Consider the following 23,622-nt stretch of genomic DNA (forward strand, 5'->3'; position numbering starts at 1 on the left):
GTTATGTTTCGGGTCAACCCAAGAAAATATATCGATGAAGGTATAATGAAAAAATTAGCAAAATTAGCGGGGCGCTTGATTATTGCTGGGTTCGGCTTTGGAGTAGTGGCATATTCACTAGTTCTTGGCTTCAGCAATCAAGAGATTGTTGAAAAGTCTCAGACTATTTCACTCTTTGCCCCAGTATTGGGAGGTTGTCTGTGTGTGTACTTCGGTTTAAGTGGCATCCGTTCAAGCACTGCAGTAAAGCAACATAACAATCACGGGCAGTGAAGCTCCGGCCCTTCGGGCCTCCGCGGGACGGCTTACCTTATGCACGTTTTACGCGGGTCGCTTCGCTCCCATTTTCGCGTAAATCATGCATAAGGTAAGCCGCCCCTGCCGTGGGCGTTAGGCATCTACATTGAAATATGAGCCAAGAAATCGAACTCTATCTTTTTGATCTGGGTGGGGTAGTTATTGAACTATCCGGATCTCCATTGCCAAGCTCTGATATGGACGTTTCTGGTTGGCTTTCATCTGCTATGGCAAAAGAGTTCGAGGTTGGAAATATTTCGCAGAATCAGTTTGCTGAAAGTTTCAAAAAAGAGCATCGTATTGTCGAAACAGAGGAAGAGATTATTGAGCACTTTAGAAACTGGCCAAAAGGGTTTTATCCTGGTGCTTTTGAGTTCCTAGAAAATCTTTCGACTAAGTATCGTGTAGCTGCTCTTTCTAATACAAATGAGATTCACTGGCCAAGAATTACTAATGAATTTGGTGCAGATGATGTTTTTGAAAAGATCATAGCTTCGCACATAGTGGGTATGGCAAAGCCAGATATATCGATGTATCGTCACGCATTATGTGAGCTAAATGTAAGTCCGGAACGTACGGTTTTCATTGATGATAATGAGAGCAACGTTGTAGCGGCTCAGAAAGTTGGAATTAACTCGTATCTAGCAAAAGGATTCTCTGAGGTCCTGCACGTGGTAGGTACATTGGAGGGGCGCCATGCCTAACAAATTGCTGCAGCCGACGTCTTACTTTATGCACCTTTTGCTCGGTCGCTGCACTCCCATTTTCGCGCAAAAGCTGCATAAAGTAAGCCGCCGCTGAGCAAGGCGTTAGGTGATCATGAGTACAGAAGGAATTGCCTTAGTCAGCTACGTCTTATTCTTAATATCCAGTATTGCTGGGTTGGCATTTGGAATTGCCGGTTTTTTCTACATCTTTGAAGCGAACAAGAATATGAGGCTGAATCGAAAGTGGGGGGCGGCGCTCCCGTTTGCAGTCTTCATGCCTTCTTTATTCACTGATTTAGGTAACAAAAGTAGAGTAAATGCTCTTAGATGTATCGGTTACTTTCTTCTGTGTGTAGCAATTGCAGGTGCAGCGGGTGCATGGAATCATCATTTATCGGTAAGTGGGAGTGAGGCGCAAGGTGCAGTGCAAGCGTCCATCACCTAACAAACGCAAGCAGGATGCTACGGCCCTTCGGGCCTCCGCGGGACGCCCAACGCTATGCACATTCTGTGCGGGTCGCTGCGCTCCCAGTTTCGCACAAAATGTGCATAGCATTGGTCGCCCCTGTTGCGGGCGTTATGCTTCATTCAGAGAACACAACATGAAAAGAATAATATCGATAATTTTCACATTCTTAGCTGTTTCTGGCTGTAAAACTACATCCGTGAAAAACGATGTAGATACAGCGTTCCAGATAGCACACTCGGAATATCTAGGTAAAAAACTTTACGATGCTGTCCTTTCGGAAGATGGAAGCTCTCCCTACACAAGCAGAGAGCAGGATCTATTAGAAATGTCTAAAGATCTTGTGTGTGAAGGAAAGTACAAGGCTGTATCTGTAGTAGATGAGAAGTTTGAAACTGAAAATATATATCTGGTGCTAAGTCCAGAGAAAGACTCTGGAGTTCAATTTGGGCGTCATCTAAAATTTCGATTCAGATTGGGTACAAATGATATTGTAGATGTGTCTCCATCTACAAAGACTTGTTTATTGGTCCCTGCTGAGGGAGATAGTATTCCTTTCTCTACGCACCTAGTTTCCAACGTGCCAACTGAATTTCATGTGTTTTTAAGTCTTTACCATGAAAAGCCAATCTATGTCAGCACTTCTACCGGTCTCTGGAGTATAGAAGCAGGCAAGGCCGCCTTGGTAAAGTAAAAGCATAACAATCAGCGGCAGAGCGACAGCCAACGCTACGCACCTTTTGTGTTGCTCGCTGGCGCTCAAACATTAACACAAAATGCGCTCCGCGCTGGCTGCGCCTGCGCTGGGCGTTAGGTTTCATCATGATGCAATTAAGCGTAATTCCAGGGGATTCCATCGGAGCATTCGTGATCGGATGGCCTCGACACGCTGTATATGAACATTGCGGTGAGCCAGATGGTACGTTTAGGAAGAGTCCACTCTCGAAAACCATAGTAGATAGCTATGAACTTGAGCAGTGTCAGGTGTTTTATGATGAATCAGATTGTGCCGAGTATATTGAAGCGAGTAGAAAGGCTGGGATAGATCTTATTTATTTTGGTCATTCTTTGTTTGATCTCTCGGTAGAAGAGTTGCTGTCCCTGCTGAGCACGGAAGAGGTTGTGGAGGAAGATAATGGATGCTCATATATTTTCCCCAAAATTGGGATGGCACTATGGAGAAGCTCGAGAGAACAAGCGCTCTTTGACACCGTAGGTGTTGGTGCATTGTCATATTTCCAGGAACACCAAACCTAACAAACAGCGGCAGAACGACAGCCAACGCTACGCACCTTTTGTGTTACTCGCTGGCGCTCAAACATTAACACAAAAGGAGCTCCGCGCTGGCTGCGCCTGCGCTGGGCGTTATACAAGGTAAACAATGTTCATACTAAATAATAAAGATAATAGAGATTACAAAAGAATTTTCCCTGATGTAGGGGGGGTAGTTTTTGATCTCTCCGAACAACAAATCAGCAATAAGGTGAATTCAGATTGGCTCGAAATTTCTGAAGGTGACTTGGCTTGTGTTATAAGTGCAAGCAGGACAATGAGCACGATCTACAAGGTCAGCTCTCCAATAGAATATGGAGAGATAAAAGGAGAAAAGGGCGGCGTCTTGTACGTTATTACCGGTAAAGTCGTAGCAAAAGTACCGGGAGAACCTGAAATGACACCGCTTCTCAACAAGTTCAATGCGCTACACAAAAGGTTGCCAGGTAACCAATATTCATACGGTTTCAATGTAGCGAACTTAGGCTCCCAGCTTGACACACTTCAAGTTAAGTCAAGAGATGGCTTGGTTAGTCTCGCGGAACTCAAGTGCCAAGAAATTGTATAACAAGGTGCGGCAGACCGACGGCTTACTTTGCGCGCTTTTTGCGCAGTCGCTACGCTCCTATTTTCGCGCAAAAACCACACAAAGTAAGCCGCCGCTGCGCACGGCGTTATGTGAGCAACGTGAAAGATCCGCAGTTTGATATTTGGATAGATTGGCTTAATAGCTCTAACTGGAGAGCTTTTGAGGATGGGTTTCAATGCCTCATGCAATCGATTGATCAGCATGTTGAATTCATTGTGCCCTTGATGCTAAATGAAGAAAGCCCCGATATGCGAGCTAAGTATATCGAGCTAATTGGGTACGCTTCCGGTAAGCAATACATACCTTTACTTGCGGAAGAGCTAAAAAGTATTCACAGAGACGTTAGAGCCTGGGCATATGTGATGCTTCACGATAAAGAGTTCGCTGAGGCTAAGGCAATAGTAGCCCGCTTTGAATCAGAGCATCCAAGTGAAGATTTCTTGGCTGGCTAGCACGCACATAACAAGCAGCGGCAGAGCGACAGCCAACGCTACGCGCCTTTTGTGTTACTCGCTGGCGCTCAAACATTAACACAAAATACGCTCCGCGCTGGCTGCGCCTGCGCTGGGCGTTAAGCGAGGAAAAGGATTCGCATGAAATCCCATGAGTTATTATCAGTTGGTCTGAGAGTTTGCGGCGTGCTTCTGATATTTTTAGGGTTACGAACGATTTCTAGTCAATATATGTCGTTGGGGATGCTTTCATATAATGGGGATGAACGCATCCGGATATATGCATTGGTGACCGTAATAGAGATTGCTTTGATTTTTATAGTTGCGCTAACACTCTTAAAATTCCCAAATTTGGTCGCAAAGAAGCTATTACCTCGTGACTCAGATGATAAATATGAGCTCTCAAAGAATGGCAAAGAGTTTCTCTCGATTACCTTTTGTCTATTGGGTGTTTACATTCTTTCTTGGGCAATCCCTGACTTAATTAATAATGGAATGTGGCTCATTCATTTCTCGGAAAGAGCATACACAAGTGATAGTAATTACGCCGAAACAGTTATTGCCCAGATTACTACAGTGGTCGAAATAGTGATCGGTGGTTTTCTCTGCTTTGGAGCCTCTGGTCTAGGGAATGTCTTGTGGAAACTGAGAGGCATGCAGCGCGCTTAACAAGGTGCGGCAGACCGACGTCTTACTTTGCGCATTTTTTGCGCCGTCGCTACGCTCCTACTTTCGCGCAAAAACTACACAAAGTAAGCCGCCGCTGCGCACGACGTTATGTGAGCTCGAGAATGAAGAGTATTTCGCTAATCTCGATTTTTATTATTTGTCTCATACCAGGGCTCTCAGCGGGCACGACAATTTATGTTAAGCCAAATTACCCTATAGAAGCGCTCAAAAAGTGTATAGAAGGGTGGGTGGAATTCGAAGTAACAGTCATGCCTGATGGATCTTTTGAAAATGTAAAAATTATAGAGTCACACCCAGAAGGCATATTTGATGAGGCAGCAAAGGAAGCCCTTAAAAAACATAATCTCGTACCAAAAGAACTAATTGGCGCAACTGAACCAACACATGGTGTGAAGCGGAAAATCAGCTACAAACTGGACGGCGAGTGTGTTCCCACATAACAAGCGACTGTGGTTGCAACCCCAAGAAAATAACTAGGCAGCCCAGGGTTCTCCATCGCGAACCATCGCGTTCAAAATTGTGATCATTTTTCTCATGCAGGCAGTGATCGCCACTTTCTTGTGCTTCCCCTGGGCTACTAAATTTTGATAGTGGGCTTTGATCGCTGGGTTGCATAAGGTGGCGCTAACCGTCGCCATGTAGAGAACCACGCGGACAGTTGATCTACCGCCTCTGATCCTTCTTTTTCCGCGCAGCTTTCCACTATCTCGATTCATTGGTGCTACACCGGTGAGCGCTGCAATCTGTTTGTTATTCAGTGTGCCGAGCTCGGGAAGGTCACCCAGAAGAGTATGTACCAGGACGTCGCCAACACCAGGAACGCTTTTCAAAAGAGCTTTCTTTTCATCCCATGCAGACTCCTTCTCGATAGCTGCATTTAGCTTCTGATCAACCCACTCAACCTCTTTATCCAGCTGCTTGATTAGCCTTCGATAGGTGCTGGCCAATACGCCATCACCCATGATCGACTGCCTGTTAAGTTCGCGTGTCCTCATGTTCATGAGTTGGCGACGACGAGCTAGCAAGTCTCTGATTTCACGAAGGTTTTTACTCTGTGATCTACTCGGTTTCGGCTGAATCCTCGCTGCAAATTCAGCAATCAGAGCGGCATCGAGCTTGTCCGTTTTAGCCAGTTGTTCTACAGCACCGGCGTAGCGTCGGATCGCGCGGGGGTTCGCGATGACCACCGGCATCTTCCGCTCGAATGCGGCATCTGCTAAGAGCAACTCATAGCGGCCTGTGGCCTCCATGACCAGCCTTGCGACTTGGTAGCGAGATATTCGGTTGAGCGAGTATCTAATACCGTCAGGAGTGTTGTCTGATCTCCAGTAAACGTCTCTCTCATGAATATGGAAATCGAGATACTCCTTTCCGATATCCACGCCCACGTTAACTCCCGCCTCAGCACTTTTACGGTTTGTCATAATGACTCGTCCTTGCTAAATTCGGGCTTGAAGCCCATTCGACTGTTCGAGTTTGTAAATCGGGTCGGCCACCCGCTCAGGCTTGTTAACGATCTTTAGAGATCTGGCGTGCATCGAGCTAGGTAGCCGGTAACATGGTGAGAGATGTTACGGGCTTCAACTTACCGAATTCGGGGGAATTAGACCATACAATGCAATGCAGCCGACGTCTTACTTTGTGCACTTTTTGCACGGTCGCTGCGCTCCCATTTTCGTGCAAAAAGCACACAAAGTAAGCCGCGTCTGATTGCGGCGTTATGCAGCTAGGCAATCTGAGAAATAAGTGGAGAGAAAGTTATGCCAACTTGGTTTTCTAATGGCTATGTCCATAGTACGTATGATTCAGAAGAGGATTCAGAACGTGTTGCCGCAATACGATTAAATCGAGAATTTGGAATCGATTTGTCGAATCAACCGAAACGCGCAAAGAAATTGTATGAACGTGCACTGTTCTATAAAGGATTCTCTAAAGAAGAGCTAAGCAAGGTTAAAAAAAATGTAGAAACTAGCAACAATCTCGAAATTCGTGAATTGGAGATTTTTCAGAAAATATATGACACCAAGCCTGATGGTTCGTGATCGCACCAATGGACTAAAGGAATGGAAAAAACTGCATAACAAACAGCGGCAGAGCGACAGCCAACGCTACGCACATCTTGTGTTACTCGCTGGCGCTCAAACATTAACACAAAATGTGCTTCTCGCTAGCTGCGCCTGCGCTGGGCGTTAGAAGCCCATAAGAGTAAGTTCATGGAAAAAGTTTTGTTCGCACTGGAAGTCGAAGATGGATGGCCTCCAGTTGGAACGGAAGGAGTCTGGTGTGAAAAGGTTGGGGAAAATTATCAGTTAAAGAATGTACCTTTCTTTATTGCAGGTATTGCAGCTGAAGATATTTTTCACGCAATACCTGACCAAGTTAATGATCATATATTTGAGTTTGAAATTGTCGAGGAGTCTGGACACTCTGTTATATGGTTAATGAATAATATTGATTTAGAAATTACAGAGTTTGTCGACATAGTTAAGGCGCTCGGATGTAGTTATGAGGGCTTCCCTCAGTATTCGCTAGCCGCTATTGACGCACCTCCTGAGGTCGATGTGGATCAGTTAAATGAAGTAATAGATAAATTCGAAGAAAAGGGAATAGATTTTGCGTTTCCGGTATGGCGCCTTGATTGACGTCGCTTCTAACAAACGCAAGCAGTTTGCTACGGCCCTTCGGGCCTCCGCGGGACGCCCAACGCTATGCACATTTTGTGCGGGTCGCTGCGCTCACATTTTCGCACAAAATGTGCATAGCATTGGTCGCCCCTGTTGCGGGCGTTATGAGCCGCTCGCTCAAGTTCGTGCGGGGTTCATATAGAGTAAAAGGAGTTGGAAAGGGGTGCTGTATAAAAATACAGTATTGGCGTTAAAATCTGTAGTCAACGATTCGTCCTTCGTGTAGGCTTCGAAGCTTCAGCGACGCTCGCATAACGAAGTTTATGCGGACGCCGCAGACGCATCGAAGCAAGGCCGCGAATCTAGCGCTGGCAGTCCTTTCCTCCGTAGCAAATTGTGGTGAAGCCAGAACAGGTTAATGAGTGAATTCTGGCATCGTGCCACGAGCAGCTCATAACAAGACGATAATGCGGTCAGCTAAAAATCTTCATCACCTTTGCTTTCGCAAAGGTGCCGCCAATTTTCTTAACGGCGCCGCATATCTAATTCGTTATGAGCTAATCGAGCATGCTTAGAAGAAAATGCCCACACTGCTCTAAAAAGAGTCTGCAAGTACCGGTTCTAAGTAACAACTTTGTATGTTCCGAGTGCGTGTCTATATATCACCAACCTAGGTGGGCGAATTTCATAGAGACGATGCTTGGGTCAGCAATAGGCACCGCTGCGTTCTTTTATTTGTTTTTTTACTTCAGCTGGCTTGCCGTGTTCGTGATATTTTTGGTTTTACCATTGTTGGTTGATCAAGTATTCAGAAGATTTGGTCCAATAAAGCTGGGTGGGGTAAAAGGTGCACTTCGTAGGCGCTCATAACAATCAGCGGCAGAGCGACAGCCAACGCTACGCACCTTTTGTGTTACTCGCTGTCGCTCAAACATTAACACAAAAGGTGCTCCGCGCTGGCTGCGCCTGCACTGGGCGTTACGTTTCATCCAGAGCTAGTTTCAGATGAATGTTGAAGTATTCGGTGATAGAGATTTTATTAAGTCTGCCCATAGTTCAGATGGAATATGGGTTCTCATGGCCGGTCGAGCCGTCTATATGCTAGCGGCAGAGAATGAAAATGCACTTCCTGTCTGGGTATTAAAGGAGAGTGCTCAAAAATTTGCAGAGAATCTAAAAGGTAAAAATCTGTCGCCTGTCTTTGTTCCGCTAAGTAATTTTGTCGGTTCGGCCTGGCTAGGAACAGAGAGTGCAGAGTTTGCCGAGGTACTCGCAGCACCAGTTCATGGGCGTGCCCCATTGGTTTATTCGGTTAGCGAACTCCGTGCAAAACTCAAAACGTAACAAGCACCGGCAGAGCGACAGCCAACGCTACGCACATTTTGTGTTACTCGCTGGCGCTCAAACATTAACACAAAATGTGCTCCACGCTGGCTGCGCCTGCGCTGGGCGTTAGGTAAATGAGCATTGAGAAAATTTTCGAAGTACAGCCCGTCTACAATGTCGAAAAGAATAAGGCAGGAAGAAAATTGGCAAAAACAAAAAGCGCTGAGAGAAAGATATCTTCCTATATATTTTAAAGTATTATTTATAACTTACGTGTTTATGGTTTCAGTCTATGTCCCGTTTGGAAATCATGACAAATTTTACATTCAGGCATTTATTATCGTGCTGATATTTATTGTGCCAGCAGGTAGCGCATTTATAGCGAGCGTTTTTTCTACCTACATGTCTGGAGTAAACTACTACTTAGGAGATTGGATCGTGTCGCAAGAGAGTGATGGGAGGCGATTTAGCAGCAATAAATTATTTTGTTGGTGCTTTTCAATAGTGTATATCACAATTTATTTTTTTTCCTCGGTTAACACGAGGCTCCTTTTTACCTAACAAGGTGCGGCAGACCGACGTCTTACTTTGCGCACTTTTTGCGCAGTCGCTACGCTCCTATTTTCGCGCAAAAACTACACAAAGTAAGCCGCCGCTGCGCACGGCGTTATGTTTCTCAAGTCTGACGCAAAACCTGAGGCAAAGGATATGATGTTTCGAATTTTAGGGATAATCATGGGCACTGTTTTCTTGATAGGAGCCTCACTCATGATCTTTATTGGTGACGTAGGCGCTATCCAAATTCTTACGCTTTTTATCCTGGGCGGCACGTTCATGCTTTACGGTCTTGGTGGCAACAAAGGGTTATCAAAAGTCATGCCTTGGCTGGCAAAATGAGCCAGTCGTCAGGCCAAAACATAACAATCACGGGCAGTGAAGCTCCGGCCCTTCGGGCCTCCGCGGGACGGCTTACCTTATGCACGTTTTGCGCGGTCGCTTCGCTCCCATTTTTACGCAAAACGCGCATAAGGTAAGCCGCCCCTGCCGTGGGCGTTATGTTTCATCGGAGATAAATACGTGGATAAAATTATTATAAAACCATGGATTGGAAATTCTTATGGTGAAAAAAAGATACTACCGATGAGAACCCTGATTCTGGGAGAGTCAAACTACACATCGGAAGATAATTTTGATTCTGATTTGGTTGTAAGGTGTGTAACTGAACACATTGGAAGTAATTGCGATAAAAATTTTTCTCGTTTTGCAACGAAGATAAGAAGGGTGGCTTTAGGTAGGGATACTAAGGTTTCTCCAAGTGAGTTTTGGAATAGCGTGGCATTTTATAACTTTGTCCAGTTTTTAGTCGGAAACGCAAGTAAAAATAGACCGACTGACTTAGTGTGGAGTAATTCGATAGAGGCATTCGAGTCGCTAGTTTCTATGATATATCCAGAGAGAATTTTGGTTCTGGGAGTCGAAAATTGGAAAAATTTACTTTCGAAAATTGCACATTCTGTGATTGACGAACACTCAGTGCTTCTCAAAGTAAATAATTTTGAAGTTACGGCGGGATATATTTCACACCCCTCAAATGGCGGTGGTTTTTCTTACAATAAGTGGTTGCCAGTTGCCCAGAGTCTATTAAAAACATAACAATGCAATGCAGCCGACGTCTTACTTTGTGTGCTTTTTGCACGGTCGCTGCGCTCCCATTTTCGTGCAAAAAGCACACAAAATAAGCCGCGGCTGATCGCGGCGTTATGTGAGCACAAGGAATGAGCTATGAGCGTAAATCTGAAAGAGGTTGATGGGGTAAAAATTTAGCCAAAACATTTGGCTTCATGTCATTGCGGCTCTGTAAAAATTGAGCTGGATCTGCCTGATGGTCTTATAGATCTTCGGCGTTGTGATTGTTCTTTATGCCGTAGGAGAGGCGCAATTGCCGCGTCAGTTTCGCTAGATGGCATTGCTGTCTTGGAAGGGCAGGAGCACTTAAAGCTCTATCAATTCAACACCAACACAGCGAAACACTATTTCTGCGGTAATTGCGGAGTTTATACACATCATCAGAGACGCTCCAATCCTACTCAATATGGGTTCAATGTTGCGTGTCTAGAGGGTATAAACCCGCTAAAGGTAGAGGGTATTCCAACCTACGATGGTGTAAACCACCCGGCGGACCGAGGGTAACCCACATAACAATCACGGGCAGTGATGCTCCGGCCCTTCGGGCCTCCGCGGGACGGCTTACCTTATGCACGTTTTACGCGGGTCGCTTCGCTCCCATTTTCGCGCAAATCGCGCATAAGGTAAGCCGCCCCTGCCGTGGGCGTTATGTGGGTTGAGGCTAATGGAAATTGAGCTGAGGTGGCTGGAAGGGGACAGGTTGATTTTTGAGGCTACAACTAAACAAGGCACCGAAACTGGAAGTCTACTTCTCGATAAAAAAAGTAAACGTTTTATCAGTGAGGTCTTTAAAGAGCGTCCATTCAAATCAGAGTCGGATTCTCCTTACACTTGGAATGTTGAAGAAGTTCTCAGAAGTAATACAAGCCCACACTGGCAAATTATAATAAAGATAGCGAGAGGGAAATCTCGGAAGAAACGAAAAATTGAAGTATCAGAGAGTATATATCTTAATTTTTATAGGTTATTCCATAGTCAGCGGTTGCCTAGTCAGTTGGAAGTGGGGTTGCCGGGCTCTGAAATCACATAACAATCACAGGCAGTTTGCGCCGACCCCTGACGGGGCCTCTGCGGGACGGCCTACGCTACGCTTCGGCCGCCCCTGCTGTGGGCGTTCAGGCTGTAGAAAAACTCTAAAAACCTGACATTTTTTGATAAAGTTGAGGGATCCAAATCGAGATCCGCTCCATGCCCAACTTCAAGCCATACAATTACAATCAGGATGCGATGGTTGTAATCAATTTCCAAGAGCAACTTCAGCCAAGAACCTTCGAATATACCCTCCATCACCTGATTGATAATTACGTTGACCTCTCTGCCTTCTACGACAAGTACAAGAACGACTCGGGCGGGCGCTCCGCATACGATCCGGCAATCCTATTAAAAGTGGTCCTTTTCGCCTATTCCAAGGGAATTACTTCTAGCCGTGAGATCCAATGGCAGTGCGAACATAATATTATCTTCAAGGCACTGTCATGCGACAGCGTGCCTCACTTCACCAGTATCGCCAGCTTCGTGAGTAGCTATCCAGATGCAATCGAGTCGGTATTTGAACAGGTTCTGATGGTTTGTGATCAGGAAGGGCTTTTGGGAAAGGAGCTCTTTGCCATTGATGGCTGCAAGATGTCATCCAATGCGAGTAAAGCACATTCAGGGACCTTTAAAGAGCTTGAGCAAAAGCAGGTGAAGATTCGAAAAAAGATTCGCCACTGCCTGTCGGAACACAAGAAACTGGATGGCAGGAAGCCGGCAGAGCGGGAACGCAAGCAGCGGCTGGAGCAGATGAACAAGACGTTGGAGCAGCACTTCGAGAAGATCGATCGCTTCCTAAAGACGCAAGCCCCAAGGATGGGGCAGGGCAAAAAACCAAAAGAAGTAAAAAGTAATATCACCGACAATGAGTCGGCCAAGATGACGACAAGCAAGGGCACCATCCAGGGTTATAACGGTATTGCTGCGGTCGATAAAAAGCATCAGATCATTGTTGAAGCGCAGGCCTTCGGTGAGGGCCAGGAAACCCATACGTTAAAGCCTATTCTCGATGGCATTAATAAGCGCTACCGGAATGCGGGCGTTGCCCCTGAGATTCTCGCAGATGAAGTCATCGTCACAGCAGATACCGGATTCTCCAGTGAATCAAATAATGAGATGCTGAGAAAAGAGTGCATCAATGCCTACATCCCCGACAACCAGTTCCGCGCCCGCGACAAGGCATTTGCCAAGCAAAAAGAAAAGCATGGCAAGCGTCATCAAGATACCGTGAAGGGGGTTAAGCCGATTTTTCCTGCAAGCGAATTCAAGCTTAATAAGAGAAGTAAGACCTGTGTCTGCCCGGCTGGTAATGAGATGTTGCTCTATCGCGAAGAGCGCGTCAGCGAAGGAAAGCGCAAGCTGCATTTCGAAGGGCGTCTCACGGATTGCCGCAGCTGCCCTCTAAAAAACCAATGTATGCGTAATCCTGCTTCAGCGGATACCCGGGATGGGCATGGCCGCCAGGTATCCTTTACCTGGACAAACGGGAAAACCGCAACAGACTGGATGAAGAAGCGGGTTGATAGTGTTGAAGGCAAGACGATCTACAGCCATCGCATGTCCGTGGTGGAGCCAGTATTTGGAAATATTGGTACGAATAAGCGGCTAAATCGCTTCTCGTTGCGTGGCAAACGTAAAGTACAGGGGCAGTGGCAGATGTTCTGCTTGGTACACAACATTGAGAAATTAATGAATTATGGCGCTATCCACTGATTAACAGGGTTATCCACACACGTGGCGTGAAAAAACGCGGAAAATACGCCCAAGCGTGATTATGTTAAAGGGGTGTGATTGAATTCTGGTCAGGTGAAAACTAACAGAACCGAGCTGGAAGTAGGCGATGATATTTATCGTTCTTCTGCAGGCCCGTTAAGTGCCAGTGCTCAGGAGCTTCGATTCTACATCCATACTTTGGTGCAGAATTCTTATGATCTCAACGCATTCATTCTCACCAATTTTGTAAAAAATAATGTGAGCGCCATGCGGAATTTTTCGATAGCCGGATTTTATATTTTCACTACTCACGCCAGATAGTGGCGAAGCGGCGAGGTCATGAAAGGCGTCGTCAAACTTTTTGATGTAAACGTTGCGCTGGGCTACTCCCCAGCGCCGTTCAGTAAAATTGGCAATACCTTTCAAGTCACTTTTTGCTTTACGACTTAGCTTAAATGAGCTCATGGAGTTTTCTTTTCATCAAGCTCAGCAATAAATGATTCATAGGTATAATCAGTGAAACCGCTTTCCTCGCCTTCTTGCAGCAGTGAGCGAAGTGTTTCCAGCTTGGTTTCGGTGTCTTCGAGCAACCGCAAACCCGCACGAACGACCTCACTTGCGGAGCCATAGCGTCCGCTGGCGACTTCTTTGGCTATAAATTCATCAAAATGGGATCCGAGGGTCATGCTGGTGTTCTTGGCCATAGCGCCTCCTCATACCAATAAGTACCTAAATATGGTATCGAGTGGTCGGGGTGTCAAGTACTCTGTACATGCACTTAACAAGGTGCTGCAGCCGACGTCGTCACCTATCCCGCTTTTGCACACACCTCCATAAAACTCATTTGGAGCTGGCAAATGGCGCACGCACATCACCACAGCTTTTGAGTTGAAGGCAGGGCAGCGTGAACTGAAATCCTCGGGGTGCATGGCCAGGTACATGGGGAATTCGAGGGAGGTAATCTTGACTTAAAGCGGGAAAAAAAAAGCCCCGAACTCTTTCGAGATCGGGGCTTTTTAATATGGCGCGCTCGGGAGGATTCGAACCTCCGACCGCCTGGTTCGTAGCCAGGTACTCTATCCAGCTGAGCTACGAGCGCGTCGTTGTGGTTGCGAACTATAGTGACTTGCCTTGGCTTCGTCAACTATTTTTTTAAAGATTTTTTCAAAAACTCTTTAAAAATCCGCAGGTTACCGAGCTTCAGGGCTGTCCGGGGATGGCCGGTTCAACTCGATAGGGCGCGCATTCTGCCGCGCTACTTCGGTGTTTGCAAGTACTTTTTTCAACTTATGGCGACGCGGTGTTTCGGACGCCTTGGGCGGTTAGCCTGGGTGTCAGTTGGGGCTCAGGCGACATGTTGCTCTTGTGTGTGCGGCGCTGGTTGCAGGTGTTGGGCAAACGCCTGTTCGAGGAGCTCTGGGTCGCGGTGGCGCTTGATCTGTTCGAAGAATACGGTGGCCTGCGGGTAGCTCAATTTGAGGTAAGCCAGCCACTGTTTTACCCGGTTGCCCAGGTACTTGGCCGGGTAGATGTCCTGGGTGGTGGTGTAGTAGTCATAGAGGATGGCTGCGACCTGGTGCCACTGCAGTGGCTGATACTCGCGCCCCGCGTACATAGCCTGTATCTGCAGGCCGATATCGGGGCGCGCGAGCAGGCTGCGGCCAAACATGTAGGCGTCACAGCCGGTCACCTCGCGGCAGCGCTTGAAGTCGTCCAGTGTCCACAGGTCGCCATTGGCGATGACCCGTATCCCCAGTTGCTGGCGGATTTCTCCGATGTATTCCCAGTACGCCGGCGGCCGGTAGCCGTCCACTTTGGAGCGGGCGTGCACCGCCAGTTCGCTGGCGCCACCGGCTTCGGCGGCGCGGGCGTTATCGAGGTAGCTGCTGCGGTCTTGGTACCCCAGACGGATCTTGGCGGAAACGGGTATCTCGTCGGGCACGGCCTGGCGCACGGCAGCGACGATGCCCTCTACGCGGGACGGAGACTGGAGCAGGCAGGCGCCACCGTCACTATTGTTGACGGACTTTGCCGGGCAGCCGAAATTGAGGTCGATGGACTTGGCTCCGGCTTCCACTGCTTTGGCGGCATTGTATGCCATGGCGGTGGGGTTGCCGCCCAGCAGTTGCAACTTCACGGGTGTGCCGTTTGGCGTCTGCGCACCCTGTTCCAGTTCGGGGCACAGGCGGGTGAAAACACGGCGCGGCAGCCGGGTATGGGTGACGCGAACAAATTCGGTGACGCAAACATCCACGCCGCCCAGACGCGACAACAGGTCGCGGACGTGATGGTCGATAACCCCTTCCATCGGCGCCTGATAGATTGTGGGGCGCCCGGTTGTTGCGGGCTGGGGTCGCGCGGGGGCGGGTGCTGGGGACTTCGTGACGTGCATGGATAATTGCTGGTTGCTGCCTGATACCGGGGCGCTATTGTAAGGGATTGGCGGGGCGGTTGTGCAATTAATCAGCAGTTTTGTGCTGGGGTTTCCCTGGTGCGAAATGGTAGTGAAAATGGCGAAAAAACGCGGTATCTGACAGGTTCTTGGTTGCTTCTGTAACTAATAAGTGTTTGATTTCCAAGAGTTATTGACCGGATAATATCGCCCGCAAAATCTCAACAGACACAATAAAAGTCATTTGCGAGGGAATAGACGTGCAAGAGTCACTGATGCAGCAAGGCCTGGATATCACGCTGTTCGGCATGGGGATTGTATTTACGTTTCTTCTCGTCCTGGTGATCTGCACCACCTTGATGTCCCGTTTTGTTACCCGATTTTTTCCCGAGGCCGAGCCTGTTGCGCCGGTCGTCAATGCGTCCGGCACACCGCCGGCCGGGGACGAGCGCCTGAAAAAAATTATTAAGGCGGCCATCGAGCAGCATCGCAACAAGCGCCGTTAACGCGGTGCGATAAATACATCGTTTTAGGTTCGGCCCGGTTGTTTTCCGTTGCGTTCGCGAACGCCTGCCGGGAAGGGCGGCCGGTCAGCCAAGTTTTCAAGATCAACTTTCCAAGAGAGACGACCCATGACTGAGGTTAAAAAGCCATTGGGGATTACGGATGTAGTCCTGCGCGACGCCCACCAGTCGCTATTCGCAACCCGCCTGCGCCTGGATGACATGCTGCCAATTGCGGAGAAGCTGGACCAAGTCGGTTTCTGGTCTCTGGAATCTTGGGGCGGTGCGACCTTTGATGCCTGTATCCGCTATTTGGGTGAGGATCCATGGGAGCGTATTCGCGAGCTTAAAAAAGCCATGCCGAACACGCCGCAGCAGATGTTGTTCCGCGGCCAGAATATTCTTGGTTATCGCCACTATGCGGATGATGTGGTGGAGAAGTTTGTGGAGCGTGCGGCAGTTAATGGCGTGGATGTGTTCCGCGTATTTGACGCGATGAACGATATGCGCAATCTGCAGACGGCGCTGGCGGCGGTGAAAAAGCAGGGTAAGCATGCGCAGGGCACAATTTCTTACACCGTGAGCCCGGTGCACAACATGGACCTGTGGGTGGACCTGGGTCGTCAGATCGAAGATATGGGAGCCGACTCCATTGCCATCAAGGATATGGCTGGCCTGCTGCGCCCCTATGAGGGATTCGAGCTGGTCAAGCGCCTGAAGGCGGCGGTGGACATCCCTATTCATATGCAGTGCCACGCCACCACGGGCCTGTCCACAGCGACGGCGCTGAAGTGTGTGGAGGCGGGTATCGACAATATCGATACCGCAATCTCTTCCATGTCCATGACCTACGGCCACAGCCCCACCGAGGCGGTGGTGGCGATCCTCGAAGGCACCGAGCGGGATACCGGCCTGGACATCCAGTTGCTGGAGGAAATCGCTGCTTACTTCCGCGAGGTTCGCAAAAAGTACGCGAAGTTCGAAGGCTCCCTGCGGGGTGTGGATTCGCGGATTCTGGTGGCGCAGGTGCCCGGCGGCATGCTGACCAATATGGAAAACCAGCTGCGTGAGCAGGGTGCCGGCGACCGTCTCGATGAGGTGTTGGAAGAGATCCCCCGCGTACGCAAAGATCTGGGGTTTATCCCACTGGTTACGCCGACCTCCCAGATCGTTGGCACCCAGTCGGTGCTCAATGTGCTGACCGGCGAGCGCTACAAGTCCATCTCCAAGGAAACGGCAGCGGTGCTGAAGGGCGAGTATGGCGCGACCCCTGCGGAGGTCGACAAGGCGCTGCAGGACAAGGTACTGGACGGTGCCGAGCCGGTCACCTGTCGCCCGGCGGACCTGCTGTCGCCTGAGCTGGAAAAACTGGCCGGGGAACTGCGGGAGAAAGCCGACGCGGACGATATTTTGCTGTCGGACGGGGAAGGCGAGATCGACGATGTACTGACCTACGCCCTGTTCCCGCAGATTGGCCTCAAGTTCCTGAAAAACCGTGACAACCCTGACGCGTTTGAGCCCGTGCCCACGGGCAACGAATCCTCTGAAGTGAAAAACGATCAGGGCGAATGCGTGTACACCGTGTCGGTGGAAGGGCAGAGCTATACGGTCACGGTTGCCGATGGTGGCGATGTGACGGGCATGGTCAAGGTTGGCGATGCGGCGCCCGCAAGTGGCGGCACCGCGCCGGTGGCGTCCGGGTCCGGCGAGCCGGTGAAGGCACCGCTGGCGGGCAATATTTTCAAGGTACTGGTAAAGCCCGGCGATCAGGTGAGCGAAGGTCAGAACATCGTGATCCTTGAAGCCATGAAGATGGAAACCGCTGTGAGTGCGCCACGTGCTGGTACTGTCACCGGCGTGACCATCAAGGAAGGCGATGCCGTGGCGGTGGGCGATGCCCTGCTGACCATCGCGTAACGGGGGCATTTGTGGAAAATATAACGAATCTCTGGCTCTCATCCGGCGCCTATCAGATGACCATCGGGCAGTTCTCGATGATGGTGGTCTGCCTCGGTTTGCTGTTTCTCGCCATTCGTAAAAACTTTGAGCCACTGCTGCTGGTGCCGATTGGCTTCGGCGGCATTCTTGCCAATATTCCCGGCGCCAACCTGGCGCTGCCCGCGGTCGAAGCGGCGATTTATTCTGGCGACGCCGGGGTGATGAATCAGCTCGCACAAGCGCTGGGGCTGGCCGGTTTCGACTCTATCGAGGGGCTCAAAGTGGCGCTGGAAAACGCGTCGGCGGCGGCGCAGCTGCGTGTGGAGCAGATTGCCGCCGATGCGGGCTTCAACAACGGCATGTTGTACAACTTCTACAACGTGGCCATTGCTTCCGGTGTGGCCCCGCTGGTGATTTTCATGGGCGTGGGGGCGATGACCGATTTCGGTCCGCTGCTGGCCAACCCCCGCACCCTGTTCCTGGGGGCAGCGGCGCAGTTTGGTATTTTCGCCACGGTGCTCGGCGCAGTCGGTATGTCGGCGGCGGGGATCATGGATTTCTCCGTCGCGGACGCGGCGGCGATCGGCATTATTGGCGGTGCCGATGGCCCCACGGCGATTTATGTGTCGAGCCTGCTGGCGCCGGACCTGCTCGGTGCCATCGCGGTCGCGGCCTACTCGTATATGGCACTGGTGCCGCTGATCCAGCCGCCGATTATGCGCGCGCTTACCACCGAGCAGGAGCGCCGGATTGAGATGGTGCAGCTGCGACCGGTGAGCAAGCGCGAGAAAATCATCTTCCCGCTGGTGCTGCTGATCCTGGTGGCCCTGTTTCTGCCAGACGCGGCACCACTGCTGGGGATGTTCTGCTTTGGTAACCTGATGCGGGAGTGCGGTGTGGTATCTCGCTTGTCAGACACCGCGCAGAATGCGCTGATCAATATCACCACGATCTTCCTTGGCCTGTCGGTCGGCTCCAAGTTGGCGGCGGACAAGTTCTTGGATCCGAAAACCCTCGGCATCCTGGCGCTGGGCATCGTCGCTTTTGCCATCGGCACCGCGGCCGGTGTGTTGATGGCCAAGTTGCTGAATGCGGTCAGCAAGAACAAGATCAACCCGTTGATCGGTTCGGCGGGGGTGTCCGCGGTGCCCATGGCGGCGCGGGTCTCCAACAAGCTGGGCCTGGAGGCCAACCCGCACAACTTCCTGTTGATGCACGCCATGGGGCCCAACGTGGCCGGTGTGATCGGCTCCGCGGTGGCGGCCGGTGTCATGATCACCATGGTGCGCGCCATGACCGGCTGATGGGCTGGCATCTGCCTGCTGCTACACAACCCCGCTGCGGCGGGGTTTTTTGTGTCCGGCAGCAACCGTTGACTCGATAGTCCGCATTGGGCGCGGGCACCGGGCGCCGCCCCGGGCCGCCGTGTTAAGATGGCGGCCGTTTTGTAATAGGGCGGCAGCCTGGCCCCGAGTAAGGCCCGCGCCGCAAAGGAGAGGTTATGTCCTGGTTGGGAGCGGGTATTGGTGCGGGCATCGGCATGATGTTTGGCGGCCCCATCGGTGCCGCACTGGGTGCCTGGGTGGGGAGTTCGTTTGGCTCCGGGCTTAAGAAGCTGAGTGAAGCGGGTGTGACCCTGAACCGTGAGGGTGCGCAGACGGTATTTATCGTCGCGTTGTTTTCCATGCTGGCAAAAATGGCCAAGGCGGACGGTCAGGTTTCGAAAGCGGAAATCCAGCTGGTTGATGACTTCATCAATAACAACCTGCGCCTGAATGCTGAGGATCGCCAGCAGGCGATCAAGATTTTCCAGAACGCCAAAGACGATCAGTTCAGCATCTACGATTACGCCCAGCAGTACCGGCAGCTGATCCGCAATCAGGCCATGCGGGAAATGGTCTACCGCCTGCTGTTTGCGGTGGCGTTTGCCGATGGCGAACTGCACCCGGCGGAAGAGCAGATTCTGCGAAAAATTCCCGCTTCACTAGGGTTGCATGAGTCGATTTTTACCGCGATGTATAACGAGTTTACCCATCGCTCGCCCGGCGCCAGCGCCGACACGCTGAAGGCGCATTACGATATTCTGGGGTGTAGCCCGGAAGCGACCGATAAGGAGCTGAAGCTGGCGTACCGGCGCAAGGCCGCCGAGTTTCATCCGGACAAAATCGCCTCCAAGGGGCTGCCGGATGAGTTTATGCGCCATGCCGAAGACCAGATGAAAACCATTACCGTGGCCTACGACACCATCGTTGCGGCGCGCAAGCGCCAGGCGGCGGTTGACCAGGTTTGAAGTGAGGAGCCCGCCAATGTCTCTGGCAGTACAAATTCAACAGAAGCTGAGTGATGCGTTTACACCGACCCACATCGAGGTGGATTGTGAAAGTCACATGCACAATGTCCCCGAAGGGGCCGAGATGCATTTCCGTGTGGTGCTGGTGAGCGAGGCCTTTACCGGTGTTCGCAAGGTGCAGCGGCACCAGAAAGTGTACGCGGTGCTGGCGGACGAGATGGCCGGGCCGATTCACGCCCTGGCGTTGCACCTCTACACCGGTGAGGAGTGGGCGGGGCAGGCGCCGCAAAGTCCGCAGTGTCTGGGCGCCAATAAAGGTTAATCCGGGTGGTTGTCGGTCAGGTATGATGCGGCCAGATTGCGGCCGCACTCGTTCGCCGCAGCCAAGAAATCAACATCAGGTTAGAAACACAGAATTCAGGAGTAGCCGTGGAAGGCTTTATTGTCGACGTTACCGCCGAGAACGCCCAGCAAGTATTGATCGAAGAGTCCATGAAACGCCCGGTGGTGGTGGACGTATGGGCGGATTGGTGCGAACCCTGCAAGCAGCTGATGCCGGTGCTGGAAAAACTGGCCAATGAGTACGCGGGGCAGTTCCTGCTGGCGAAACTCAATGCGGATACGGAGCAGGCGCTGGCCGGCCAGCTCGGGGTACGCAGCCTGCCAACCGTAATGGTGTTGAAAGATGGCCAGCCGGTGGACGGTTTTGCCGGCGCGCAGCCGGAACAACAGATCCGCGAAATGCTGGACAAGTACCTGCCCAAGGCTTGGGAGCTGCAATACCAGCAGGCGCAGAAGCTGGTCGGGGAAGGCGAGCTGGACGAAGCGCTGCCGCTGTTGCGCCAGGCTTATGCTGATTCCGACGAGCGCGCGGACATTGCCAAGCAGTATGCGGCCGTGTTGCTGGAGAAGAACCGGGTCAAGGACGCCGAAGAAGTGCTGGGCAAGATTCTGATGGCGGACCAGGATGCGGACTACCAGCAGCTGATGGCGCAGCTGGAACTGAAGCAGGCCGCGGCCGATTCCCCCGAAATCAAGGCCCTGCAGCAGGCGCTGGCGGAAAACCCGGACGACAGTGAGTCTGCGTACAAGCTGGCCGTACAGCTCAGTCAGGCGGACCGTCACGAAGAGGCGCTGGAAATTCTGCTCGGCTTGTTGCGCAAAGACCTGGGCTTTGCCGATGGCGCGGCCAAGCAGGTCTACCTGGATATCGTCAAGGCGCTGGGAGCCGGTGACCCGGTAGCGACGACCTACCAGCGCAAACTGATGACCCTGATGTTCTGATCCGCTGGGATCGAAGCCATGTACAAACTGTGTATCTACATACCCGAGTCGCATCTGGAGCCGGTGAAACAGGCGATTTTTGCCGCCGGCGCCGGGCGTATCGGTGACTACGACCGTTGCTGCTGGCAGGTGTTGGGCACCGGGCAATTCCGGCCATTAGACGGCAGCCAGCCGTTTATTGGCCAGCAGGGGGCGGTGGAACAGGTGCCGGAGTATCGGCTGGAAACCGTCTGCGTGGATGCGGTCGTCGATGCGGTACTGGCGGCCATGCGCGATGCGCATCCCTATGAAGAGCCCGCATTTGACCTGTGGAAGCTCGACGACCGCTGCAACTGATTAGTGTGGATGCCGTATCCCGGCAGGGGCCGGGATGCTCGGTGGCCGTTGAATGCCCGCCTACAGCTTTCGCTTGATCACACCCCGGTGCAAGGTAAATTGCCCATTCTCGCGGTCGCTGAAGTAGTGCTTCAGCGTCTCTGTCATTACCGGGAACGCCATTTCCTGCCAGGGAATATCCTTTTCATCGAATAGCTCGACTTCCAGCGATTCCGGCCCGGGGCTGAACTCGGTGTCGGTCAGTTCACCGCGATAAATCAGGTAGACCTGGTTGATGTGGGGGATGTCGTAGACCGAGAAGAGATCGTCCACGCGAAGGCTGGCACGGGCCTCCTCCCAGGACTCCCTGAGCGCCCCCTGCTCACTGCTCTCACCATTTTCCATAAACCCCGCTGGCAGGGTCCACAGGCCGTAGCGGGGTTCGATGGCGCGTTTGCATAACAACACCTGGTCACCCAGATAGGGCAGTGTGCCCACAATCACCCGCGGATTCACATAATGAATGGCACCGCAATCGTGACACAGGTGTCGGGGGCGATCGTCCCCGGCGGGGATCTCAAAGACCACAGAGTGGCCGCAATGGCTACAGAATTTCATGGCGCAAGTATACCCGCGGCGGGTGGAAGCGCCAGTCTGCCCGGTATCTACCCTCTATAGTGTTACTTAGGTTTTTGGTGCAGAAGCGATGGTTGGTTTTCCATGGCGCGATTTCTCGTCGTTGGTTTATTGGTGTTGGCATTTGGCGGCTGCGCAAAAGACGCGCCACCACCCGCGCCCAATGCGCCCCCTGTGGAGGTGCTGGCGGTGCGCGAACACCAGGTGGTTCCCCGGTTTGAATACGTCGGCAGAGTGGAAGCGACGGATGAGTACCAGGTGCGCCCGCGGGTAGAGGGCTACATCGAGATGCGCAATTTTGTGGAGGGGCAAATGGTGCAGCAGGGCGAGCTGCTCTACCAGATTGACCCCAAACCCTTTATTGCTGCACTGGATAACCAGCGGGCGAATCTGGCGCAAGCCCGCTCGGCCTTGCAGGTGGCGCAGCGGAACTACCAGCGCGGTCGCGAACTGGTGAAAACCGGTGCCATCAGTCAGGTACAGATGGATGAACTGACCGGAAATTTCGAGTCCGCTGAATCTCAGGTAGCGGCCATGCAGGCCGACCTCGAAGCGGCGCAGCTGAATCTTTCCTATACCGAAATTCGCGCACCGTTGACCGGCCTGATCGGGCGCTCGCAATATACCGAGGGCTCGCTGGTTGGCCCGGCGACCGAGCCGCTGACCTCCATCGTGCGCATGGACCCCATCTACGTGGCCTTCGAGGTCCCGGAAAATCGCCTGTTCGCGGTGCAGGAGGAGGCTGAGCGTCGGCGCCAGCAGGGCTCGGCGCCGGTCAAGCGCGCGGTGCGCATCAAACAGCCGGATGGCGAACTCTATCCCTACCCGGGCCTGATTGTGTTTGTCGATAACCAGATTGATCAGGCCACCGGCTCGGCACTGGTGCGTGCCCGCTTCCCCAACCCGGAACGCTTGCTCACCCAGGGGCAGTTTGCCCGCGTGGTGATCAGCGTCTTTGCCGGGGCAGACGCGGTAAAACCGCTGATTCCCCAATCGGCGGTGCTGGAGGATATGCAGGGCCGCTTTATCTATGTGGTGGATGATCAAAACATCGCGCACAAGCGGTACCTGGAGCTGGGGCAGCGGGAAAACGCACTCTGGGCCGTCGATTCGGGGCTGAAACCCGGCGAGAGGATCATTGTGAATGGCTTGCAGCGGGTAAGTCCGGGGAAGCCAGTAGCTCCGCAAAACACCGCCATGAATCCCTATAAGGGCCTCAAGACCCAGGCTCCGCCCAGCCAGACCAGCCCCGTGTCTCAGATTCGTCAGGGGCAGGTGACCCCGGGGGAGCGGCGTGCGGCGGGTGCCGGGGCCGATGGTGCAGGTTCCCGTGAAGTACTTGAGGGTGAGGCCGACGAAAATGCCGAACGGCTGCCCGACGAATACTTTGATGGCAAGTGAACGGTTAGT

General features: G+C 51.8%; 30 protein-coding genes and 1 tRNA gene. 25 read left to right on the forward strand and 6 right to left on the reverse strand.

From position 1 onward, the window contains the following. Positions 1-45 precede the first annotated feature (45 nt). The 9 genes from AU182_RS16455 to AU182_RS16220 all read left to right on the forward strand — a co-directional run bounded on the left by AU182_RS16455 (position 46) and on the right by AU182_RS16220 (position 4,913). On the forward strand, positions 46-273 hold the full coding sequence (locus AU182_RS16455; RefSeq protein WP_153039164.1) for a hypothetical protein: 228 nt from the start codon (positions 46-48) through the stop codon (positions 271-273). Between the two features lie 137 nt (positions 274-410). After that, entirely contained in the window at positions 411-1,001 is a 591-nt protein-coding gene (locus AU182_RS07365) for an HAD family phosphatase (protein ID WP_082859287.1), read from the forward strand. Positions 1,002-1,116: 115 nt separating this feature from the next. Then, complete coding sequence (locus tag AU182_RS16460; RefSeq protein ID WP_153039165.1) at positions 1,117-1,449, forward strand: hypothetical protein; 333 nt, start codon at positions 1,117-1,119, stop codon at positions 1,447-1,449. A gap of 157 nt (positions 1,450-1,606) precedes the next feature. Continuing rightward, on the forward strand, positions 1,607-2,164 hold the full coding sequence (locus AU182_RS16465) for a hypothetical protein (protein ID WP_153039166.1): 558 nt from the start codon (positions 1,607-1,609) through the stop codon (positions 2,162-2,164). Positions 2,165-2,292: 128 nt separating this feature from the next. Continuing rightward, positions 2,293-2,727, forward strand: a complete 435-nt coding sequence (locus AU182_RS16470; protein ID WP_153039167.1) for a hypothetical protein — start codon at positions 2,293-2,295, stop codon at positions 2,725-2,727. A 124-nt stretch (positions 2,728-2,851) separates the two neighbouring features. Next, positions 2,852-3,310 (forward strand): hypothetical protein, encoded by a 459-nt coding sequence (locus tag AU182_RS07375; protein ID WP_066963050.1) that lies wholly within the window; start codon positions 2,852-2,854, stop codon positions 3,308-3,310. 119 nt (positions 3,311-3,429) lie between these two features. After that, positions 3,430-3,783: a HEAT repeat domain-containing protein gene (locus AU182_RS07380; protein ID WP_153039168.1), complete on the forward strand. Its 354-nt coding sequence runs from the start codon at positions 3,430-3,432 to the stop codon at positions 3,781-3,783. Between the two features lie 141 nt (positions 3,784-3,924). Next, a complete protein-coding gene (locus tag AU182_RS07385) occupies positions 3,925-4,452 on the forward strand; it encodes a hypothetical protein (protein ID WP_066963055.1) in 528 nt (175 codons plus the stop codon). Between the two features lie 122 nt (positions 4,453-4,574). After that, a complete protein-coding gene (locus AU182_RS16220; RefSeq protein WP_082859288.1) occupies positions 4,575-4,913 on the forward strand; it encodes an energy transducer TonB in 339 nt (112 codons plus the stop codon). Positions 4,914-4,946: 33 nt separating this feature from the next. On the opposite strand, the gene AU182_RS07390 is transcribed toward AU182_RS16220, so the two are convergent. Beyond that, positions 4,947-5,897 carry an IS110 family transposase gene (locus AU182_RS07390; RefSeq protein WP_066962794.1) on the reverse strand — a complete coding sequence of 317 codons (951 nt, stop codon included), beginning with the start codon at positions 5,895-5,897 and terminating at the stop codon, positions 4,947-4,949. A gap of 336 nt (positions 5,898-6,233) precedes the next feature. Here AU182_RS07390 and AU182_RS16475 point away from each other — a divergent pair, with 336 nt between their 5' ends. The 8 genes from AU182_RS16475 to AU182_RS07405 all read left to right on the forward strand — a co-directional run bounded on the left by AU182_RS16475 (position 6,234) and on the right by AU182_RS07405 (position 12,854). Next, positions 6,234-6,515 (forward strand): hypothetical protein, encoded by a 282-nt coding sequence (locus tag AU182_RS16475; RefSeq protein ID WP_153039169.1) that lies wholly within the window; start codon positions 6,234-6,236, stop codon positions 6,513-6,515. A gap of 171 nt (positions 6,516-6,686) precedes the next feature. Further along, complete coding sequence (locus tag AU182_RS07395) at positions 6,687-7,115, forward strand: DUF4265 domain-containing protein (RefSeq protein ID WP_066963058.1); 429 nt, start codon at positions 6,687-6,689, stop codon at positions 7,113-7,115. Between the two features lie 987 nt (positions 7,116-8,102). Next, the gene (locus tag AU182_RS16225; protein WP_082859289.1) at positions 8,103-8,441 is read left to right on the forward strand and encodes a DUF2750 domain-containing protein; all 339 of its coding nucleotides are present in this window, start codon (positions 8,103-8,105) and stop codon (positions 8,439-8,441) included. Positions 8,442-9,092: 651 nt separating this feature from the next. Next, entirely contained in the window at positions 9,093-9,320 is a 228-nt protein-coding gene (locus AU182_RS07400; protein WP_066963060.1) for a hypothetical protein, read from the forward strand. A 180-nt stretch (positions 9,321-9,500) separates the two neighbouring features. Continuing rightward, the gene (locus tag AU182_RS16480; RefSeq protein WP_153039170.1) at positions 9,501-10,076 is read left to right on the forward strand and encodes a hypothetical protein; all 576 of its coding nucleotides are present in this window, start codon (positions 9,501-9,503) and stop codon (positions 10,074-10,076) included. 180 nt (positions 10,077-10,256) lie between these two features. Then, positions 10,257-10,613 (forward strand): GFA family protein, encoded by a 357-nt coding sequence (locus AU182_RS16230; protein WP_227718168.1) that lies wholly within the window; start codon positions 10,257-10,259, stop codon positions 10,611-10,613. Between the two features lie 160 nt (positions 10,614-10,773). Then, positions 10,774-11,139: a hypothetical protein gene (locus AU182_RS16485; protein WP_153039171.1), complete on the forward strand. Its 366-nt coding sequence runs from the start codon at positions 10,774-10,776 to the stop codon at positions 11,137-11,139. Positions 11,140-11,297: 158 nt separating this feature from the next. After that, a complete protein-coding gene (locus AU182_RS07405) occupies positions 11,298-12,854 on the forward strand; it encodes an IS1182 family transposase (protein WP_066963064.1) in 1,557 nt (518 codons plus the stop codon). A gap of 156 nt (positions 12,855-13,010) precedes the next feature. On the opposite strand, the gene AU182_RS07410 is transcribed toward AU182_RS07405, so the two are convergent. The 4 genes from AU182_RS07410 to AU182_RS07425 form a co-directional block, all read right to left on the reverse strand. Beyond that, entirely contained in the window at positions 13,011-13,319 is a 309-nt protein-coding gene (locus AU182_RS07410; RefSeq protein ID WP_066963067.1) for a type II toxin-antitoxin system RelE/ParE family toxin, read from the reverse strand. Next, positions 13,316-13,558, reverse strand: coding sequence for a type II toxin-antitoxin system ParD family antitoxin (locus AU182_RS07415; RefSeq protein WP_066963070.1), 243 nt, complete (start codon positions 13,556-13,558; stop codon positions 13,316-13,318). The genes AU182_RS07410 and AU182_RS07415 overlap by 4 nt, the downstream gene beginning before the upstream one ends. 318 nt (positions 13,559-13,876) lie before the next feature. After that, positions 13,877-13,953: transfer RNA gene (locus AU182_RS07420), tRNA-Arg, on the reverse strand. Between the two features lie 246 nt (positions 13,954-14,199). Beyond that, the gene (locus tag AU182_RS07425; protein WP_066963073.1) at positions 14,200-15,162 is read right to left on the reverse strand and encodes a tRNA-dihydrouridine synthase; all 963 of its coding nucleotides are present in this window, start codon (positions 15,160-15,162) and stop codon (positions 14,200-14,202) included. Positions 15,163-15,521: 359 nt separating this feature from the next. Here AU182_RS07425 and AU182_RS07430 point away from each other — a divergent pair, with 359 nt between their 5' ends. From AU182_RS07430 to AU182_RS07460, 7 genes are all read left to right on the forward strand, one after another. Next, positions 15,522-15,752: an OadG family protein gene (locus AU182_RS07430; RefSeq protein WP_082859290.1), complete on the forward strand. Its 231-nt coding sequence runs from the start codon at positions 15,522-15,524 to the stop codon at positions 15,750-15,752. Between the two features lie 126 nt (positions 15,753-15,878). Continuing rightward, complete coding sequence (oadA, locus tag AU182_RS07435) at positions 15,879-17,666, forward strand: sodium-extruding oxaloacetate decarboxylase subunit alpha (protein WP_066963079.1); 1,788 nt, start codon at positions 15,879-15,881, stop codon at positions 17,664-17,666. A 56-nt stretch (positions 17,667-17,722) separates the two neighbouring features. Further along, positions 17,723-18,991, forward strand: a complete 1,269-nt coding sequence (locus AU182_RS07440) for a sodium ion-translocating decarboxylase subunit beta (protein WP_369802081.1) — start codon at positions 17,723-17,725, stop codon at positions 18,989-18,991. A 197-nt stretch (positions 18,992-19,188) separates the two neighbouring features. Beyond that, positions 19,189-19,977 (forward strand): co-chaperone DjlA, encoded by a 789-nt coding sequence (gene djlA / locus AU182_RS07445; protein ID WP_066963086.1) that lies wholly within the window; start codon positions 19,189-19,191, stop codon positions 19,975-19,977. A 16-nt stretch (positions 19,978-19,993) separates the two neighbouring features. Further along, positions 19,994-20,299 carry a BolA family transcriptional regulator gene (locus AU182_RS07450; RefSeq protein ID WP_066963089.1) on the forward strand — a complete coding sequence of 102 codons (306 nt, stop codon included), beginning with the start codon at positions 19,994-19,996 and terminating at the stop codon, positions 20,297-20,299. A 107-nt stretch (positions 20,300-20,406) separates the two neighbouring features. Further along, complete coding sequence (gene trxA / locus AU182_RS07455) at positions 20,407-21,261, forward strand: thioredoxin (RefSeq protein ID WP_066963092.1); 855 nt, start codon at positions 20,407-20,409, stop codon at positions 21,259-21,261. A gap of 18 nt (positions 21,262-21,279) precedes the next feature. Further along, entirely contained in the window at positions 21,280-21,597 is a 318-nt protein-coding gene (locus AU182_RS07460; protein ID WP_066963095.1) for a YqfO family protein, read from the forward strand. Between the two features lie 60 nt (positions 21,598-21,657). Here AU182_RS07460 and AU182_RS07465 read toward each other — a convergent pair whose 3' ends face one another. Continuing rightward, a complete protein-coding gene (locus AU182_RS07465; RefSeq protein ID WP_066963097.1) occupies positions 21,658-22,194 on the reverse strand; it encodes an NUDIX hydrolase in 537 nt (178 codons plus the stop codon). Positions 22,195-22,296: 102 nt separating this feature from the next. On the opposite strand from AU182_RS07465, the gene AU182_RS07470 reads away from it, so the two are divergent. After that, positions 22,297-23,613: an efflux RND transporter periplasmic adaptor subunit gene (locus tag AU182_RS07470; RefSeq protein ID WP_066963100.1), complete on the forward strand. Its 1,317-nt coding sequence runs from the start codon at positions 22,297-22,299 to the stop codon at positions 23,611-23,613. Positions 23,614-23,622 lie beyond the last annotated feature (9 nt).

Source organism: Microbulbifer sp. Q7 (genome assembly GCF_001639145.1).
Taxonomy (GTDB): Bacteria; Pseudomonadota; Gammaproteobacteria; order Pseudomonadales; family Cellvibrionaceae; genus Microbulbifer.